The organism is Candidatus Cloacimonadota bacterium (assembly GCA_020532085.1).
Taxonomy (GTDB): Bacteria; Cloacimonadota; Cloacimonadia; order Cloacimonadales; family Cloacimonadaceae; genus Syntrophosphaera.
In genome coordinates, this window is sequence record JAJBAV010000029.1 from 1 (window position 1) to 19,026 (window position 19,026).

Genomic DNA, 19,026 nt, shown 5'->3' on the forward strand with positions numbered 1-19,026 from the left:
GAAAGTTACTCGTACTTGGACGAGAATAAAGAGATGGTCTCAAAACTGACCAATTTCAAATGGCTAAATTTGGATATATGAAAGCGAAATGGTATAAAAACTGGTCTCTGGGCTCAGCTTGGTCCAATACGATACTTTTTCATCCGCCTGGGGCGATATGAGTTCGGTTGCGGCACGCACAAAAAAGGCCGGAGCGAAAACTCCGGCCTATTTGTTTGTCAAGGTCTGATCATTTCAGCAGCACAGCCTTGCGCGAGGCTGTGAGCGCGGGTGACGCGATGCGGAAGAAGTAGATGCCAGAGGCCACGGGGCGGCGGGATTCGTCGGTGCCGTCCCAGAGGATCCGGTGGGTGCCCGCGCCGAGAGGAGCTTGCAGCAGGCAGCGCACCAGCTGGCCCTTCACGTTGTAAACGGCCAGGGTCACCGGGGTGGCTTCCGCGAGGTCGAACATCACGGTGGTGCTGGGGTTGAAGGGGTTGGGATAGTTCTGATGGAGCCGGGAGACCAGCGGAGGTGTGTGTTGATCGTTGCCGTCCACATAGGGCCAGGCCACGCCAAGAACATCAGTGGCGACGCTGGCGCCGGCATCGTAGCAGGCCAGAACGTAATAGCGGTATTCGCCGTCAACGGCTGGCAGTTCGCTCCAAGCGGTATCCGTAACGATGGCCATCAGTTCGAAGGGGCCGGAATTCAGCTTGCGGAAGACCTGGTAGTTCAGCACGGTGGAGGGCGGGGCAGCGGGAGCTTCCCAGAAGAGGGAGAAGGTATCCTGGTTGACGCTGAAGTCCAGTCCGGAAGCGGGTGTGAGCCAGGTGAGCAGAAAATCCTGCGGGAAGCTGGGGCTGCTCACGCTGAGATTCACGGGGAATACGCTTTGGGACTGGTATCCGGGGCCGGAGGCAGTCACGTTGTGCACGCCCTCGGGCAGATAGAGGGTGTAGGCCCCGTCGGCATCTGGACGGGTGGTGATGGCTTCCGCGTTTTGCACGAAGAGGGTGGAATAGTCATCCTCGGGACGGGTGGTCTGCACCAGGCCGCTCACCTTGCCGGCGAAGGGGATGAAGCCGGTGGTCTGAACGTCGTCCAGATACCAACCCTGGCCCTGGATCATGGTGTCCGCGGCAAAGGTCCAGCGAAATCTCACAGTCTGGTTGGAATAGGCGCTCAGCGAGAAGCGGGCCTGCGTCCAGCCATTGCTGTTGCCGGCATATCCGGGTCCGTTGAGGGCAGCCACGGACTGCTGGGTGTAGCCGTTTTCCGGGGTAAGCAGGGTCCAGGTGCTGCCGTTGTTGGCGGAGATCTTCACGTTGCCGCCGTCATAGTTGAGTTCGGTGTCGAACCAGTGGTAAAATTCCAGGATGAAATTGCCACCGATGAAAACGGGCGGTGAGGTTAGTGTCCAGTTCACGTTGTTGGGATACTGCTGGTTGATGCGGGTGCCCCAGGCCTTGGTGCCGGAATGCGCGCCGGCGGTGGTGTCCGTTCCCCACTCCCAGCCGTTGGTGGCTGGCTGGGCCTCGAAAGCGCCGTTGTTGGCCTCAAAATCCTCGAACATGCCGGTGGTTCCCACATTGAGCAGAAAAACCTCGTTCTGGGCCTCCACCGCTTCGCCGAGGAAGGTGAGGTAGAAAGTGAGATTGTTGCCCACGATCACATTGGGCGAGAGGCTGACCTCGTAAATGGCCTGGCTCACTGCGCCGGCTGGAATGGCCGGGATCAGCTGCTGGGAATTCACCAAGGTAACGTCGCCACTAAGGCACATGATGTTGCTGGTGAGGTTGTAGGCGGCTACGGCGCCGTTGTTCACATAGTTCACGATCAGGTTGAAGGTCTCGCCGGGATCGGCCAGTCCGTCCACATCGCCCTGCAGGTCGCTGATATAGATCCCGCATAGCTCGACGGCGGGTTTCTTGATGGTGAGCGTGAGGGGATAGGTCCATTCGTTGCCGTTGATGCTCACCTCAAACTGGAGGGGGATCACGAGGTTGTTGGTGCAGTCGGGCGAGGCGGTGACCATGAAAGGCACCACATTCACGGCGGAACCGCTTCCAGGTATGTCCGGACAGGCGCTTTGGGGATTGGCGATGGTGAGGAGGGGACTCACGGTGGAGGCGGTGACCTGCACGTTGGTGGCGGTGTCGATGCCGAGGTTGTTCAGCTTGATGCCGATCTGGGCGGTCTCACCGGGTTCCAGCCAGGAATTGGCGTTGGCGTCGTCGAGGATGAGTTCCCCCACCACCAGGTGAGCGCTTTGATGCAGCACGGGCACGGTGGTAATGAGCAGGGCCTTGCCGTTGGCGAGCGGCTCCGCGGCGGGCGGATACTGGTTGCTGAAGGTGTATTCAAGGCCGCGCAGGTTGGTGTGGTCGCGGATGCCCACGGTGCAGTGTTTACCATGGGTGGGGGTGTAGCCGCTGCTGCCGATGTCCACGTTGTTGAAGACCTTGTACTGGAACTTGATCATGCCGTCGCCGAGGCTGGAGGGATAGAAGAGGGGATCGTAGAAGATCACCTGGAAGGTTTCCTCGCTGCTGCGATTGTAGCCGTTTTTCAGGTTGTGGTACTGGATGATGAAGATGTGCTCGTTGGGGTCGTAATAGCGGTAGATGCCGCCTCCGGAGAGGATCACGAGGTCATCCCAGAAAGGCGCGATCATCGGTGAGGGACCCTGTCCGCCAGGCATTCTGCCGTTGCGGAATTCGCCGTCGAAAGTAACGCCCAGGGCGATGAAACCGTTCACGCAGACGGTGATCTGGTTGTAATCCACCCCGTAATAGCGGAAGGGGAAAGGCAGATCGATGGTTTCAAGGGCATCGCTGCCCACTTGGTCACCTTCGTCTCCGTTGGTTCCGGAATCGTTGAGCCCCGTGATCAGGGTACCGCTGCCGCCCAGGCTGGGCACGATCTCGACCCATTGGTAGCTGGGGCAGTCCGGGTAGGCGGTGTCCGAGACATCGTAGATGAAATAGCCGTATTCATCGGGTCCGAGGGGCGTGTTCTGCGCCACCGTGCCGATGGGCAGGGAAAAGTGGGTGATCTGTTCCAGACCGGAGGCGTTGTAGAGCCTCAGTTTGAAGGGGATCATCATTCCGGGGATCAGCAGGGGCCGGGCGAAGAGGCCAAAACCGTCGATGGAGGAGGCGTTCATGCCGGCAGGGATGCCACCGAAATAGGAGGTGCTGTCGGTTACCACCACCAGGTCGTTAAGTGCTGTGAGTTCGCCGTAAACATCGCTGGCGCCAAACACGGAGGAATTGCTTACGGTGATGGTGAGGATGCCGTTCTCGGAGGGATCGAGCACGCTGTTGCCGCCGGCGCTTACGCTCTGGTTGCTCACGCTGAGGTCGGCGTTGAAGCTGCCCAGGTGGAAGATGGCCTGATAGCTGTTGGCAGCGCTGTCCGTGAGGTTGAGGATGAAACGGCAGTCGTGGAAGGCGGGGATGTTTTGCGCGAAGCTAACCAGGAAGGGCACGCTGTTCACGGTCGTGTGTTCGGCCAGGGTGGCCGGCCAGGCGCTGCTGGACTGGGTGATGTTCACCAGCGGATCGGCGGAGCTGAGCACCCCGGTAATGCCGTCGATGGTGGCGGCGGTGGAATTGCTTAGCTCCACGCTGAGGGCGACGGTCTCCCCCGCGTTGATGAAGTTGTCGCCGTTTCCGGAAGAGCCGGCGCTGCCGTCATCGGCAAAGGTTTTGGCATAAAAGACCAAAGAACCGGCGGGGTCGATCGGCAGGATCTGCTGGGCGGGCTTGTGATCGTGTTTGGAAGCGGTGATCAGCAGATCAGAGCTCACGAAATTGGGCACCTGCAGGGTGACCTCACCGCTGGCATCAGTGAAGCCTTTGGCCACCACGTCGCCGTAGCCGTCGCTGTAGAGAGTAACGCTCACATCAGCCAGGGGATTCATGGAAGTGTCAGAGATCTGGATGTCCACCAGGCTGGTACCCCGCGGGATGGAATCCGGAGCGCTAATGACAAGGGATCCGGGTATGCCGATGAAGGTTTCCACGGTGGGGTCTCCCATCAGGTTGCACCAGTGGGCGAAATAATTCGTCTGGGTGGGGTTGGCCTGGCCGTAGATGTTATAGAGGTAAAGGCGTCCGTTGAGCAGGGCCTCACCCATGTTGCGCATGCCATAGAGGAAGATGCCGTCGAAAATGCCGCTGGAAAGTGCGTTGTTGAACATCGTGTGGGTGCCGGAGGTAGCCATGCCGATGGCGGTGAGGGCGCCTTTGGGAACGGCTTCCGTGCCCAGGCGAACGAAGGCTTCGGAGGTGGCGGGACCGTAGGTGGAGGCATAGCTGCCGGTGCCGCAAGTGAGGATCACAGCGTGTGGCAGGCGAGGACCGTTGTTCAGGGCGCTGCCGGGATCCCAGCCGCTCATGCCGATGTAGCCGCGGTAGTTGAAGAAGCTCACGCCTGTGTTGATGCCGGAATTGATGGTGGAGGAATAGCCCCCGGAGTAGTTCTCGATGTAGCTGTAGTCGGGATTGACGCTGTGGGTCATCTCGTGGATGTGCTGGTTGGTGTAGATGGTGGAGATGCCGGAGGAGGAGGGATCGCCGATCAGCAGCATGCGGTTTAGCCAGGCGGCGGCAGCGGGATCGTTGTTGATGTTCTTTTCGTAGGTGTAGACCTTGTTCAGCAGGGTGTTCAGCTGCGAAAGGTTTTCGGCGGAAAGGCGGCCGATGAAGACATCCCCAAGCAGGTCACCACCGGCCAGATGGGTGTAGGGATAATCACCTTCCCCGGCGTAGGAACTGTAGTTTTCGGTCCAGGCCGGGATCGGATAGCTGCCGATGGTATCGCCCAGCAGGATCACGAAATCCGGGCGGGTTTCCGGATCGTTGTACTGGCCTTGGATATAGTTCTTGATGGCGGTGGTGCTGGTCCCGCCGGCCTGGGTAGTGCTCACCACGGTGACAGTGTAGCCTTTCTGGCGTTTCCAGGTGGCGAATTCCAGGACTTTGGCCAGGAAAACCGGATCGCTGTTGTTGCCGTGGATCAGCAGGATGCGGGCGTGGGCGGGCGCTGTAACCAGTCTGCTGTAATCGGCAAAATTGGCGATCTGGGCCTCGTAAATGTTTTGGAAAGCCTGGCTGTAGGTGCTGTAATCCGGAAGTTCATTCAAGCCGGGCTGGGAGGTGAAATCCAGGGTTACCTCGATGTCGCTGTAGGTGGCCAGGCGCATGGTGGCAGGATCGTACTGGCAGGGGTGGACGTTGATCTGCACCACCCGGAAATCACGTAATATGGCGGGATCGGACGCGGTGGCCAGGATGTCGGGATAGAGTCCGCCGGCAGGGCTGGTTCCGTTCGCAGAACCTTCCCGGTGCAGCCTGGGGTTTTCCAACTGGCTGTATTCCACGCCGCCGTAGCTGTAAGATAGCGTGAAGCTGCCCCGGGGCGGGATCGCCACCATGGTGCTGAGCACGGGCAGTTCCGGCTGTCCGGGTTCCGAAGTGCTGAAAGCGCCTTCCATGCGGACTTCTTTCACGGCCTGACCCCCGTCTTCGCCAGCGGCAAGGCTCAAAGCGGGCACGGAGACCGCGAGTTTAAGCTGGCTGCCTGATGACCGGGCAACCGAGAATGGGTTGGTGGATGTTTCAGCGCCGAGAGCGGCAAGGCAGAGCAGGGCCAAAACTGATAGCGACAGGATCCTTTTCATCCTCTTTTCCTTTATAGTCAAATTAAAAAACCTGGAGCTGATGCTCCAGGTGATGGTATGTTTTCAAGCTAAATGGTTTTCGGGTACTTCGATCAATCGATGGCATAGATGAGCACGCCCTGGTCCCGGGAGGCCACGACCAGTTTTCCCTGGTGGAATTTGGCGTTGTTGGTGTAGCCGGCGGAGCTCAGATTCTGTTTCAGAATGGGATTTCCGGGGGTGCTGACGTCAAAGAGGTAGATGCCGCCGCTGCCGGAACTCACCGCGGCCAGATTGCCCTGGACGTCCACGGTGGTGGCATAACCTGTGGTGTCGAAAGTCTTCACCAGCAAAGGTTCGTCCGGGGCGCCCACGTTCACCACGTTCAGGCCGCCCTGGCGGCTGGCCACGTAGGCATAGTTCCCGGCCAGCTTCACATGCAGGGCTTCGCCGGGCAGGGCGAGCTCGCCAACCTTCAGGCGGGTTACGCGGTCATAGACCAGCAGTCCGCGCTGCTGGGCAGCCACAAACACATAGTTGCTGTTGGCAGCGGTGCCTTCAGGCACCCAGGGCGACGTGACTATGCTGTAATCCGTGCCCAGATAGAGTTCACCGTTGTAGCGGGCGTAGAGCACCTTGGGTTCCGTGCCGCCCACCGCGAAGAATCCCTCCACGATGTTGTCGTCGGAAGGGTTGGGGATGGCGGTGAAGCTCATCGACATCAGATTGTCCGTTCCGCCCGTGATGGAATCGTGCAGCTTGAGCGAATCAAGATCGGCATAGTCGATGATGCGGATCTTGTCGGCGGCGTAGTATTCACTTAAAAACAGCAGTTTGTGCTCGCCGATGGCCGAGATGTTGCGGATCCTGGCCAGCACGGCGTCCGCGCTGGGCGGATAAACCTCCGGCCACCAGCGCTGCGAGTAGTCCGTGATGTCGATCAGGGAAATGCCGCCCTGGTCCTGGGCCACAAAGATATGGTCGTCGTCAAAGGACAGGTCCACCGGATTTCCCACCACCTGCACCTGTTTGATCAGAGTGAGGGTGTCCTGGTCCTGCCAGGCAGGATTGCGCCGGGCGCATCCGGACAGGACAAGCAGCACCGCCGCGAGTAAAAAGATATGCTTTTTCAGCATGTAAAGATCCTCCCAAGGGATTGCCAGTTTAAGCTGGCAGGTAAAGGCGATGCAAGAATCGTTCCGAATCCGCCACAAGAAACAGGCAGCTCCCTGCCCCACCTGTTTTTTTCTTTAGGAGCCGCCCTCATTTCACTTCCCCTTCACTTCCCACTCGCCTCCCCCTCACTTCCCGCCTGACAGGGGGGAACTGTGCGGGAGGCGGGCAAGGGGCGCACGGGAAAGGGCTTAGGGAGGAGTAAGGCGTTTACACATGATTTGAGGTTGCGGTCTGAAGTTCGATCGCTACGAATCAGCAGGGCCGGCAGGCTGGGGGGATTCCGCTGCGCAACAATTTGCGAGCCGCATCCGCAAGCGGGCGTAACTTTTTCTTGACAAGGCGGCCAAGGTGTGGCATGTGGACTCACATGACGAATGTTTGAAACTGATCTGGAGGAATGCTTGTCGCTGCTCAAACAAATACTGACTGCCGGCCTGCTGGCGCTCATGCTGATGAGCCTGGCCTGCAGTAAAAACAGGAGTCTGTACAGCCAGGCGGCGCGGGAATACCGGCGCGGCGAACTGGAAGCCTCCCTGAACAGCAGCGTGGAGCTGTTGCAGCGCAAGCCTGACTACTACAAGGCCCAGAAGCTGGTCAAAAAAACCTATCCCCGTTTGCTGGAGGAAGGCGAGCAGCGGTTACTGGAGCTCGGCGAAGCGCCCCCGGAACAAAAATGGGACCGCAACGTGGAGGAATTCGCGCGCCTGGCCGGCTATGAAAACCAAGTGAGAAAGATCGACCCGCTGGTGAATCCCAAAACCGGCGAGAAATACAACTTTGAGTACCGCGGCTATCAGGACAAGCTGAACCAGAGCAGGCTCACCGCGGCGGAATACCACTATCAGAAGGCTTTGGAGATCCTCGGGCAGAGCGACGCTCCGGACCATCAGAGAAAGGCGGCGCAGGAATTTCAGGCCGCTCTAAACCATGTGCCCAACTACCGCGACGCGGCCCAGCTTTTCACCAACTCCCGGCGGCTGGCCACCAAACGCGTGGCCATCTCCGTTTTTGAAGACAAATCCGGCACCCGCAGCAAATACGGCGGCCTCATCGACCTGCTCACCGACACCCTGATCGCCAAGCTGGTGCAGGACAAAACGGTGAGCGAGTACTGGGATATAGTGAGCCGCGACCAGATCGAGGCCCTGCTCACCGAGCAGCTGTACGGAAACACGGAAGTACCGCAGGCTGAGAACAGCAACGAACTGAGCCGGCTGCTGGGCGCCCACGAGATCATGACCGGCAAGATCATCCAGGTGAATTACGTGCCCGAACGCACCAGCGAACTGGAACTGAGGGAAACCAAAAACATGATCACCGGCAAGGAAAAATACACCACGGACAAAGGCAAGGTGCGTGAGCGCGAGGTGAAAGAGGACGTTACCTGCGTTTACAAGCGCTACACCAAAACCGCTTCCGTGCGGATCACGGCCACTTTCAGCCTGATCGACGTGAAGACCGGCGTGACCAAAAACGGTGACACTGTGACCGCGGAATACCCCTGGACGGATGTTTGGGGCAGAGTGGTGAACGGTGGTGACGAGCGGGTGCTTTCGGCTGAAGCGCTGGCCCTCATCCAAAAGGAAGAACCCTTTCCCCCCGCGGAAATGGACATGGTGAATTTCGCCCTGGACAAGCTCAGCGACGAGATCGTGGCCAGGGTCCGCGCCTACGTCAGCCGTTAAATTTTCCTCCCCGCCAAGGCGCTTTCCCGCCCCGCGGCACCGCTTTTCGGCCGGGGTAATTCCCAAAAAGCATTGACAATCCGGCCGGAGCCAAAAAATGAGTTTCAAAAAGAAAAAATCCCTATGGAGACGTAAATGAAAAACATCCTTGTCCTCGGAGCAGCCGGCCAGATCGGATCGGAGCTGGTTCCTTACCTGAGAAAGATCTACGGCGGCCAAAACGTTGTGGCCACCTACCGCAGCACCCCCCTCATACCTGAGATCATGGAAGGCGGCCCCTGCGAAAACATGGACGCCCTGGAAGCGGAAAAGATGTTCGAAGTGGTGAAAAAATACCACGTCGACACCATCATCAACCTGGTGGCGGTGCTTTCCGCGGTGGGCGAAGCCAAGCCGACCCTGGCCTGGAAGATCAACATGGACAGCATGATCAACTCGCTGGAAGTGGCCAAAGCCACCGGCGGAGCGGTGTTTCTGCCCTCCTCGATCGGCGCTTTCGGACCCAGCACCCCGATGGACAACACCCCGCAGGACACGCTGATGCGCCCCAGCACCATTTACGGCATCTCCAAGGTGGCGGCCGAGCTTTTGGGCGACTATTACCACGTGAAATTCGGCGTGGACACCCGCGGCCTGCGCTATCCCGGCATTATCTCGAACGTGACGCTGCCCGGCGGCGGCACCACCGACTACGCCGTGGAGATCTATTACGAAGCGATCAGAAACAAAAGCTATACCTGCAACCTGGGAGCCGGGACTTTTTTGGACATGATGTACATGCCGGACGCCCTGCGCGCCTTGGTGGAGCTGATGGAAGCCGATCCCGCCAAACTGAGGCACCGCAACTGCTTCAACGTTTCCGCCATGAGCTTCGATCCAGAGATGATCGCCGCCGAGATCAAGAAACACATTCCCGAATTCCGCCTGGAATACGACGTGGACCCCGTGAAGCAAGCCATCGCGAACAGCTGGCCGAACTCCATGGACCACAGCGCCGCCCAGCAGGAATGGGGCTGGAAACCTGAATACGACCTGGCTGGAATGACCAAGGACATGCTGAGCATCCTGGCCGCCAGACTGGGATAAACATGCTGCGAATCGGCATTGCCGGCGTTGGCCGTCTGGGACGTTTCCACGCCGGCAAATTTCTGGCCGATCCGCGCTGCGCGCTGGCCGGGGTTTACGATATCGACGCCACCCGGGGCCGGGAAGCCGCCCGCGATTTCAAAGTGACGGCTTTCAACAGCCAGGCGGAGCTGCTGGCCGCTTGCGATGCCGTGGACATCGCCGCCACCACCAGCGCCCACTATGAGCTGGCCAAAGCCGCTCTGCTGGCGGGAAAACCGGTGTTCGTGGAAAAACCGCTGTGCGCGGAACTGGCGGCTGCGGAAGAATTGGTCGGCCTGGCGGAAAAGCTGGGCCTGAGCATCCAGGTGGGCCACATCGAACGCTTCAATCCCGTGATCCTAGCAGCCGAAAAGCACATCAGCGCGCCGCTGTTCATCGAATCCACCCGAATATCAAGCTTTCAGCCCCGCGGGACCGACGTCTCGGTGGTGCTGGACCTGATGATCCACGACATCGACCTGATCCTGGATTTCGTGAACAGCCCGCTCACAGCAGTGCGCGCCAACGGGGCCGGCATCCTCACCCCCAGCCTGGACATCGCCAACGCCAGGCTGGAATTCGCCTGCGGGGCCGTGGCCAATGTCACCTCATCCCGCGTGGCCCTCAAGCAGGAACGCCAGCTGCGCTTTTTCCAAAAGAACGCCTATGTCTCCCTGGACCTCATCGCCAGGCAGGGCAGCGTGATAAAGCGCGGCGAAGATTCTGAAACTCTTTTGCAGAAAATGATGCGGGGCGACACCAGGGTGAAGCCGGAAGAGCTTATCCATGCCCAGCGCCTCGATCCCGGCCCGGAAGCGCGGGACGCTCTCGCGCTGGAGCTGGAGAGCTGGGTGGATGCCATTCTGAACAGCAGCAAACCTTTGGTGGACGGAGAGGCCGGCCTGCGGGCCATGCGTGCCGCGGCCCTGATCACCGACGCCATCAACCAACAACCCAAGGTCAACTACGGATGAATATGAAAAGCATTTTGATAACCGACATCGCCGCCCACCTGGGCAAAGAGATCACCCTCCGGGGCTGGGTGCGCACCATCCGCCACAGCGGCAAGCTGCTGTTCATTGTGCTGCGCGACGGAACCGGCGAAGTGCAGTGCGTGGCCTTCCAGCCAGAGCTGGGGGAGGAAATGTTTGAAACCGCCAGGCGCCTCACCCTGGAATCCTCCGTGAGCATCAGCGGCACCGCCAAGCCGCATCAGAAAAAGGAAGGGCAGTTCGAGCTGGCGATCAGCTCCGTCTCCCCCATCCAGGTGGCCGAGGATTATCCCATCGGCAAAAAAGAGCACGGGCCCGATTTTCTGCTTTCGAACCGCCATCTATGGATCCGCTCTTCCAAACAGTGGGCCGTGCTGCGCATCCGCCACGCCGTCTACTACGCCATCTGCGACTGGCTGAACCGGAACCACTTCGTGCGCTTCGATTCGCCCATCCTCACCCCCAACGCCTGCGAAGGCACCACCACCCTCTTTGAGCTGGACTATTTCGACGAAGGCAAGGCCTACCTTTCCCAATCCGGCCAGCTCTACCTGGAAACAGGGATCATGAGCCTGGGCCGGGTTTACGACTTCGGTCCGGTCTTCCGGGCCGAACGCTCCAAAACCCGCAAACACCTTACGGAATTCTGGATGATGGATGCCGAGGCGGCCTTCGTGGAACACGAGGAAAACATGCAGATCCAGGAAGGAATGATCCGCCACGTGATCCGCACCATTTTGCAGGACTGTGACGCCGAACTCACCATCCTGGAACGGGACAAGGAAGCGCTCAAAGCGGCTGACGCGCCTTTCAGGAAGATGACCCACCGCGAGGCCATCGATTATCTGCGCTCCCAGGGCAGCACGATAGACCACGGCAGCGATCTGGGCGCGGCGGACGAAGTGTTGCTCACCGCCGGTTCGCCCGTGCCCGTCTTCATCGAAAAATGGCCCAAGCAGATCAAAGCCTTTTATATGAAACGCGATCCCCAAAACCCTGATCTGGTGCTTGGCAGCGACCTCATCGCCCCTGAAGGTTTCGGCGAGATCATCGGCGGCTCCCAGCGCGAAGACGACCACGACCTCCTGCTACAGAGGATGCAGGCTGAAAACATGCCCATCGAAGATTATCAGTGGTTTCTGGACCTGCGCAAATACGGCAGTGTGCCCCACAGCGGTTTCGGGGTGGGCCTGGAGCGCCTGGTAACCTGGATGAGCGGCATCCACCACATCCGTGAAACCATACCTTTCCCCAGGATGATCTATCGGATCTATCCCTGAGCCGGAAAATGGGAATTACCGACGCCGCCGTCGGTCAAAGCCAGCAGGTGTTTCAAAGATATGCACAAGCTCCTGCGGAGCTTCGCGAACGAGGATGTCTGCCGCCACGGACCTGATCGCTGGTGCCGGCAGTGAATTAGATATATTAAATAAACAGATAAATGGAGTAAAAGGATGAACTACCCCAATTCCTTTTCCAGGGTGACGAGCGCGATGAAATCCTCGCTGATCCGCGAACTGGTGGCCTCCACCAAGAACATTGAGGGCCTGATCTCATTCGCCGGCGGCTTTCCCTCGCCCCAAACCTTTCCTTCGGCCCAACTGGCGGATATTTTCCGCGACGTGGTGCTAAATGAAGGCCGCGACGTGCTGCAATACGGCGCCAGCGAAGGCGACAGCCTGCTGAAGCAACAACTGCTGCGGTGGGAGGGATACGACCTCAGCCCGGATGAGATGGTGATAACCGTGGGCGCCACCAACGCCCTCTACTACTACGGCAAAACGCTGGTCGATCCCGGCGACGTGGTGCTTTGCGAAGCGCCCACCTTTCTGGGCTCGCTGGTGGCCTTCGACGCCCTGGAAGCAGATTGCCAGAGCGTTGCCTTCGATGAGGACGGCATCATCATGGAGCAGCTGGAAAACAAAGTGCGCGCCCTGCGCCAGCAAGGCAAAAAGATCAAGTTTATCTACATCATTCCCGATTTCCACAATCCCGGCGGCATCAGTTACAGCCTTCAGCGGCGGCGGGAACTGATCCGCTTCTGCCTGGACCACGAGATCCCCATCGTGGAAGACAACCCCTATTCCCGCCTCCGCTACAGCGGCGAGCCGCTTCCCACCTTCTACCGCCTGGCGCGCGAGGAATTTGGCGGCGCCCCCATCGTCACCGAGATCGTCTCGTTTTCGAAGATCCTCGGCCCCGGCATGAGGGTGGCTTACGCCAAGGGTGACAGGAACCTGATCTCCAAAATGGTTTCCTGGCAGCAGAAGATCAACATCACCCCGGATTGCGTGGCCCAGAGGGCGGTCGCCCGCTTTCTGGAGCAAGGCCTGATGGATCCGCACATCGAGACCATCCGCGCTTTCTACGCCCCCTATCTGCAAAAGATGCTTTCCGACCTTCAGGCCTTCATGCCCGCCAACGTTCACTGGACCAAGCCACAGGGAGGCATTTTCCTCTGGATGACCCTGCCGGAGAACGTTAACGCGGATGAACTGTTCGTCCGCGCCGCGCAGCACAAGGTTTCCTTCATTCCCGGCTCCAAGTTCTATCCCGAGGGCCAGGAACTCTTCAACACCCTGAGGCTCAATTTCAGTTTCGCCACTCCGGATCAGATCGAAACAGGCATCCAGCGCCTGGCGGAACTGATGGTTTGATGGCGAAAGGAAAGTTAATGCGCATTACAGACAAACCCCTGAACCGCTGGCTTCCGCTGCTGGCGCTGCTGCTGGTTCTGCTGCCGGCCTTGCTGGGCGCGGAAATGATCACCCACCGGGTGGTTTCCGGCGACACGCTCTACAACATCAGCAAACGCTACGGCGTGAGCATTGAAGACATCAAGAACCTGAACAACCTGCGCGACAACACCATCAGCCTCAACCAGGTGCTCAAGATCAAGGATGTGGATCCCTATGCCGCGGTGGTCACAGAGCCGGAACCTGTGAGCGGATTCACCGCCAGGGCAAAGCTTCCCGCGGATCAAGACACCCCCTTGTTTTCCGCCGGCATCGATGCCGAGGGCAACTGGCTGAACATCCGCCGGCTGCCGGCCAACGCCCTGCACGCCGAAGACGCTGCCGGCAACCGTTATTACGCCGGCGTTTTCTCTGGTAAAATGGATTTCGGGCAGTTCAACCTACAGGCGCGAACCACCCAAAGCGGCCTCACGGACAGCTGGCTGGCCTGTCAGGACAGCGCCGGTAAATGGCTCTGGGCCAAGCTTCTGGCCCCCGTCACCGAGGACTGGGAACCGCGGCTGGCCCTGGCTGTGGGACTCTCGGGCTCGGTATGCGTGGCCGGAGCGTTCAGGGGCGAGATCGACCTCAACACAGAAAAATTCCAGTCCGCGGGGGGCGGCGACATCTGGCTGGCCAGATTCGACAATGGTGGCAACCCACTCTGGCAGAGGCAGGCAGCCTGTTCGGGAACCGCCTCCAAGCCCGCCCTGGTGATGGACGCCAGCGGCATCCTCTGCCTGGCCGGGGAATTCAGCGGCACTCTCAGCCTGGGAACCCTGAGCATCTCTTCCGGCGGCGAGACCGATATCTTCGCGTCCAGCCTCGATCCAGCCGGCAGCTGGCTTTGGGCGCAAAAGACCGACGGAGCCAAAACCGAGTCCCTGCGCAAACTGACCCTGACGGAAGACGGCGCCTTCATCATTGGCGGCTCCAGCACCGGCAACCTGACCCTGGGTTCGGGCAATGTGGGTTCCAAGCCCGATCCCGCCGGCAACGTCCTGTTCATCTCGCGCCTCGGCGCCGACGGGGCCTGGAATTGGGGCAGCCGGGTGCAGCAGCTCTCCGCAGAATGCCGCAAAAAATGTTTCGACACCGATGCCAACGGCAACACCTGGTTCGCGGACAACCTTTACGGCAACCCTCTGCCCAACCCCATCTACGAAGGCGCCATGAGCGTGATTTCCAGCTTGAACCTGCTGGACAGCAAGGGGAAAAAACTCTGGACCCGCGCCGTGGAGGGAACGGACGTTTCCATCGATTGGATCAGTGCCGGACGCCAGAGGGACGTGTTTGTGGCCGGAACTTTTTCCGGCAGCCTCACCCTGGGCAGCTCGAAGTTTTCCGCGGAAGGCCAGAGGGCCCAGTTTTACGCCCGCTTCGATGCCGACGGCAAATGCCTTTGGGCCCGCAAATGGCTGGGAACGGAACTTCACTTTCTGGAAACGGATCCCACCGGAAATCTCTATCTGGTGGCCAAATACAGGCCCTATATCGATGCTGGCGGAGAACCCTTCTATCTGAACCAAGAGGAAGGAAAGCTTTTCGTGGCTGGCCTGGATGAAGAAGGCAACTGGCTCTGGACCGCCCAGACCGATTCCAGGCTGGCCTTGGACCTGCTGGGCGCGGAGTTCGATCCCAAAGGAAACCTGCGGGTTACGGGATCCTGCTCCGGCGAGATGAGTTTCGGCGCCCTGTCGCCCTGATCCCGGGGGCTTTTCAGCCGCCCGGACGCGCCGTCAGGAGTAAACGAGCAGTTCTTTGCCCGCGTTCGCCCAGCAGTGGCGGACCTCACCCACAAAGATGGTGTGGTCTCCGCTGCGCACCTGGGACGTAACCTCGCATTCAAACACCGCCACCGCGTCTTTGAGAACCGGCAGCTTGCGCAGTTTTCCAGGCATGGTTTCCACCGCTCCTTGGGCAAACTTGTCGTTGTCCCGGCCGGAGGTGGAACCGGCCATGGCGCAGAGCGGCTTCATCTCCACCGAGGGAAAGACCAGGTTGAAAAACCTGTTTTCCAGCAGGCATTCATGCGAAAAGCGGCTGTGGCCGATCGAGATGGCGAACATGGGCGGCTGGATCGAGGTTCGCATGAACCATTCCAGCGTGATAAGATTGTAGCCGCCGCCAGGCTTTTCCGTTACGGCGAGGGCGACTTTCGCGGGCAGATGCACCAAGCCGTAGGCGTTGGTCAGATCGGTCTGTTTCATTATTGGACGTCCTGTGTTGTTGATACCAAGACATAATAAGCAATTTACCCGCCAGAGAAACCGCAATGTGCATAATGGCGGCAACAAGGGTTCCAGGGCCTCTCCCCAACCAGCTTCGTGTGTACGTCATTCCGAAGTGGAACGCCTTCAACCGGAGTGCCCGGAATCCAGACGGGGCGGAATGGCCAGTCCGGGACGGAAGCGGGTTCGATCCAGACTGCGTCCAGGCCGATGCCCTTTGTCCGCATTACCCCCAAAGTCTTGGCTTCCAGGTCTCGCGTAGCGCAGGATTTCCTGGCGTCCAGCGAGGAACGAGCATGGACGACAGGAAGATGGCGAGGGGCGGATGAACAGATGATCTGTCACCCACAAGGGGCTCGATTCTTCGTTTTGGTCTTTGTACGAGGGGCTCCGTCACGGCTGAAGCCGCGCCTCCACACCCTCGCTATCATTCTGTCGCCCACAAGGGGCTCGATTCACCGGTTATTCCGCATTCGAGGGGCTTACGCACCCTCGCTATCATTCTATCGCCTCTGCGAGGCTCTGCATGGCCGCCCTCGCTCCCGTCCGCCCTCCCCACGTACTGCTGACCTCCCGCCGATCTCCGGATTCGGGCATGGCTTGGACGTTACTGGAACATGGGTGGGGGATCGAGGGACGGGAAGGGGGTGAGCCCGGAGGGCGTAACAACTTAGCCCAGGGTGAAGCGCAGCAGAACCCTGGGGGGGGTGTGGAGGCATAGGATGAATGCAAGCCCCGGAGGGGCGGCACAAATGATTGCAAAATAACAGATTAGGTTAGTGTGTCGCCCCTGCGGGGCTTATCTCCCTCATTCGTCCCGTTGACCCGGGTTGCCACCCCGGGCTAAAATGTGTCGCCCCTGCGGGGCTTTCAGGGGCGGGAAGGGGCGAGCCCGGAGGGCGTAACAACTTAGCCCAGGGTGAAGCGCAGCGGAACCCTGGGGTGTGGAGGCATAGGATGAATGCAAGCCCCGGAGGGGCGGCACAAATGATTGCAAAATAACAGATTAGGTTAGTGTGTCGCCCCTGCGGGGCTGATCTCCCTCATTCGTCCCGTTGATCCGGGGTTTCCACCCCGGGCTAAGATGTATCGCCCCTGCGGGGCTTATCTCCCTCATTCGTCCCGTTGACTCGGGTTGCCACCCCGGGCTAAAATGTGTCGCCCCTGCGGGGCTTTCAGGGGCGGGAAGGGATCAAGAATCACAGGGGGAAAATTCACAAATTCACAAACCCGAAAAAATGGGTGTGAATCCATATTACCCTTTACTGATCAGCATTTCAGGCTATTCTTTCACAAAAATTCGCTACTCCCCTCCCGCCGTAGCAATAATGCAGGAATCCCTGATGCAGATGTATAACCATATATCATATATATAGATATAGATAATATATGTATTACAGTTTAATATATAATATAAAGATTAGCATAATGCACAAGGACTCTATCCCGGAGAGAGGGGAGTAACTATTTATTGTGAATAGTGGGCTCCAAACCCTTTTCTTTAAAGGGTTAGAACTATTCACAGCCATTTGTGAAGGGTTGTGAAAGAATGGTTCATGGAACAGAAATCTGACGAACTGATGGCGGTAAATATGTCAATCAAACTCTCGAAGCCGTCAGGAGAGGACAGTCAGCGAATTCCGTGGGAACCGGAACACCGGATTTATCCGGTCGGTCCACCGGATTCATCCGGTTTTTGCCGATGGACTGACAGGCCTGGTACGCGGCAGAAGATTTCCGGATAAATCCGGCGGTCCGACCAGTTGAAACTGATGTTCCGTATTAAAAAGCTAGGAGGGTTGCCCCTGCCCCGCTCGGTCATTTTTTCCACGATTCCATGATCAAAGGTGATAGAACATACATTTTCCCCACCGGTCCATGAACCCGATCTGAGGCTTCCACTCTTATCGCCTCCCGGTCGATCAATCCGGCGATGCATTCATTGAACTCCCTCTTTCTCATGTGGGAGGAGTTGAGCAGGCTGGAGTGTCCGGCTTTCCCGCCGTATTTGTTTACCAGCAGGTCCACCAGTTTGCGTTCCCCGGCGAGGCGGTCGTGTTCGCTCACGATCTCCAGGAAGGGGATGGTGGTGTTGAAGTAGAAGTCGCGGAGGTGGAGGCTTTGGGCGGCGGTTGCTTCCGAAACGTTGAAGACGCTTGACAGATATGGGGGCGTAAGTTATCTTGTCAAAAAGAAGAAAACCAAGGAGTATCCGAATGAAAACCACCCTGATCGGAATCCTGATCCTGCTGCTCAGTTTGCCCTTGCTGGCCCAGATAGATATGCCCAAACCGGACCTCAATCCCTACAGGGGAAGCGGAACCCCGCTGTTCGGCCTGAACAAACTGTCCATGAGCCATTCCCTGGGCTTTGAGGCCGGCACCAGCAGCCTCGGGCGAGGATATTACCTCTCCCGCTACACCAACCACATCCGCTACGCTTTCAATCCCAAGCTGGACCTGGAGCTCGACCTCAGTTTGGTGAACTTTGGATCCACCTCCAAGCTGGAGTTCAATTCCGACAACAGCACCAAGGTGATCCCCGAGTTCCGGCTCAGTTACCGTCCCTCGGACAGCGTTAACCTCTCCGTGGAATTCCGGCAGGGTGCGCCCTGGTACACAGGGTCTTCCAACTGGTACAACGACCAGCGGCCCTGGCCTGAAAGGTGGTAAGGTTTCTTGACACTGCTCATTGCGATCATCATTGCTGTCCTGGGCGCTGTCCTGGGCAGTTTTTTTAACGTCCTGATCGACCGCGTCCCCCGCGGCGAATCCGTGGTGAATCCCCCTTCGCACTGCACTTCCTGCGGCAAGCAACTGCCTCCGGGGCAAAACATCCCCATCTACACCTATCTCGCCCAGAAGGGCAAATGCCGGTCCTGCGGCGCGAAGATCCCCTGGCATCACCTGGCGGTGGAGATCGCCACTCCGCTGCTTTTCCTGGCTTTATTCCTGGTTTACGGGGTGGAAAGCCTCAGCTTCTGGAAATTCACGGTGATGTTCGGCTTTTTGATCCCCATCTTTTTCATCGACGCCTTCCACAAGATCATTCCGCTGGTGCTCTCGGTGCCGATGGTGGTTGCGGGTCTGGTGCTTGGTTTCATCCAGAGCGGCTACGACTTCATGAACTTCTTTTGGGTGTATCTGCTGCCGGCTTTGGGGCTGTTCGCGCTGCTCTATCTGCTGGCGCTGGCCTGGGAAAAGTTTTTCCACAAAGAGGGGCTGGGCGGCGGCGACGTGATCCTGATCCCCGCGGTGGCGGCCTTTTTTGGCGCGATCCACATCCCCTTCGTGATCCTGCTGGCCTGCCTGATGGGCATCCTCTATTTCCTGCTCTTCATCCGCAAGCCGGAGCAAGCCTTCGCCTTCGGCAACTTCATCGCCCTCGCGGCCGTGATCTGGGCCCTGGCCGGCGAACCCCTGATGCGCTCAGTGGGGCTGATCTGACAGCTGT

Annotated in this window: 12 protein-coding genes; 8 read left to right on the forward strand and 4 right to left on the reverse strand. The window is 58.8% G+C overall.

From position 1 onward, the window contains the following. Positions 1–229: 229 nt before the first annotated feature. Entirely contained in the window at positions 230–5,668 is a 5,439-nt protein-coding gene (locus LHW45_08215) for a C25 family cysteine peptidase (protein MCB5285555.1), read from the reverse strand. A gap of 92 nt (positions 5,669–5,760) precedes the next feature. Then, positions 5,761–6,783 carry a hypothetical protein gene (locus LHW45_08220; GenBank protein MCB5285556.1) on the reverse strand — a complete coding sequence of 341 codons (1,023 nt, stop codon included), beginning with the start codon at positions 6,781–6,783 and terminating at the stop codon, positions 5,761–5,763. Between the two features lie 414 nt (positions 6,784–7,197). Here LHW45_08220 and LHW45_08225 point away from each other — a divergent pair, with 414 nt between their 5' ends. The 6 genes from LHW45_08225 to LHW45_08250 all read left to right on the forward strand — a co-directional run bounded on the left by LHW45_08225 (position 7,198) and on the right by LHW45_08250 (position 15,048). After that, positions 7,198–8,508, forward strand: a complete 1,311-nt coding sequence (locus LHW45_08225; GenBank protein ID MCB5285557.1) for a CsgG/HfaB family protein — start codon at positions 7,198–7,200, stop codon at positions 8,506–8,508. 135 nt (positions 8,509–8,643) lie between these two features. Continuing rightward, on the forward strand, positions 8,644–9,594 hold the full coding sequence (locus LHW45_08230; GenBank protein MCB5285558.1) for an NAD-dependent epimerase/dehydratase family protein: 951 nt from the start codon (positions 8,644–8,646) through the stop codon (positions 9,592–9,594). Between the two features lie 2 nt (positions 9,595–9,596). Beyond that, positions 9,597–10,589, forward strand: coding sequence for a Gfo/Idh/MocA family oxidoreductase (locus tag LHW45_08235; GenBank protein ID MCB5285559.1), 993 nt, complete (start codon positions 9,597–9,599; stop codon positions 10,587–10,589). A 2-nt stretch (positions 10,590–10,591) separates the two neighbouring features. Beyond that, positions 10,592–11,887, forward strand: a complete 1,296-nt coding sequence (gene asnS / locus LHW45_08240; GenBank protein MCB5285560.1) for an asparagine--tRNA ligase — start codon at positions 10,592–10,594, stop codon at positions 11,885–11,887. Between the two features lie 174 nt (positions 11,888–12,061). Further along, positions 12,062–13,264, forward strand: coding sequence for a PLP-dependent aminotransferase family protein (locus LHW45_08245; protein MCB5285561.1), 1,203 nt, complete (start codon positions 12,062–12,064; stop codon positions 13,262–13,264). Positions 13,265–13,281: 17 nt separating this feature from the next. Next, positions 13,282–15,048, forward strand: coding sequence for a LysM peptidoglycan-binding domain-containing protein (locus tag LHW45_08250; protein MCB5285562.1), 1,767 nt, complete (start codon positions 13,282–13,284; stop codon positions 15,046–15,048). A 33-nt stretch (positions 15,049–15,081) separates the two neighbouring features. Here LHW45_08250 and LHW45_08255 read toward each other — a convergent pair whose 3' ends face one another. Then, entirely contained in the window at positions 15,082–15,552 is a 471-nt protein-coding gene (locus LHW45_08255) for a flavin reductase family protein (protein ID MCB5285563.1), read from the reverse strand. Positions 15,553–17,391: 1,839 nt separating this feature from the next. Beyond that, positions 17,392–17,640, reverse strand: coding sequence for a hypothetical protein (locus tag LHW45_08260; protein MCB5285564.1), 249 nt, complete (start codon positions 17,638–17,640; stop codon positions 17,392–17,394). Positions 17,641–17,789: 149 nt separating this feature from the next. Here LHW45_08260 and LHW45_08265 point away from each other — a divergent pair, with 149 nt between their 5' ends. After that, positions 17,790–18,245: a hypothetical protein gene (locus tag LHW45_08265; GenBank protein ID MCB5285565.1), complete on the forward strand. Its 456-nt coding sequence runs from the start codon at positions 17,790–17,792 to the stop codon at positions 18,243–18,245. A 6-nt stretch (positions 18,246–18,251) separates the two neighbouring features. Continuing rightward, on the forward strand, positions 18,252–19,019 hold the full coding sequence (locus LHW45_08270) for a prepilin peptidase (GenBank protein ID MCB5285566.1): 768 nt from the start codon (positions 18,252–18,254) through the stop codon (positions 19,017–19,019). The last annotated feature ends 7 nt before the right edge of the window (positions 19,020–19,026 follow it).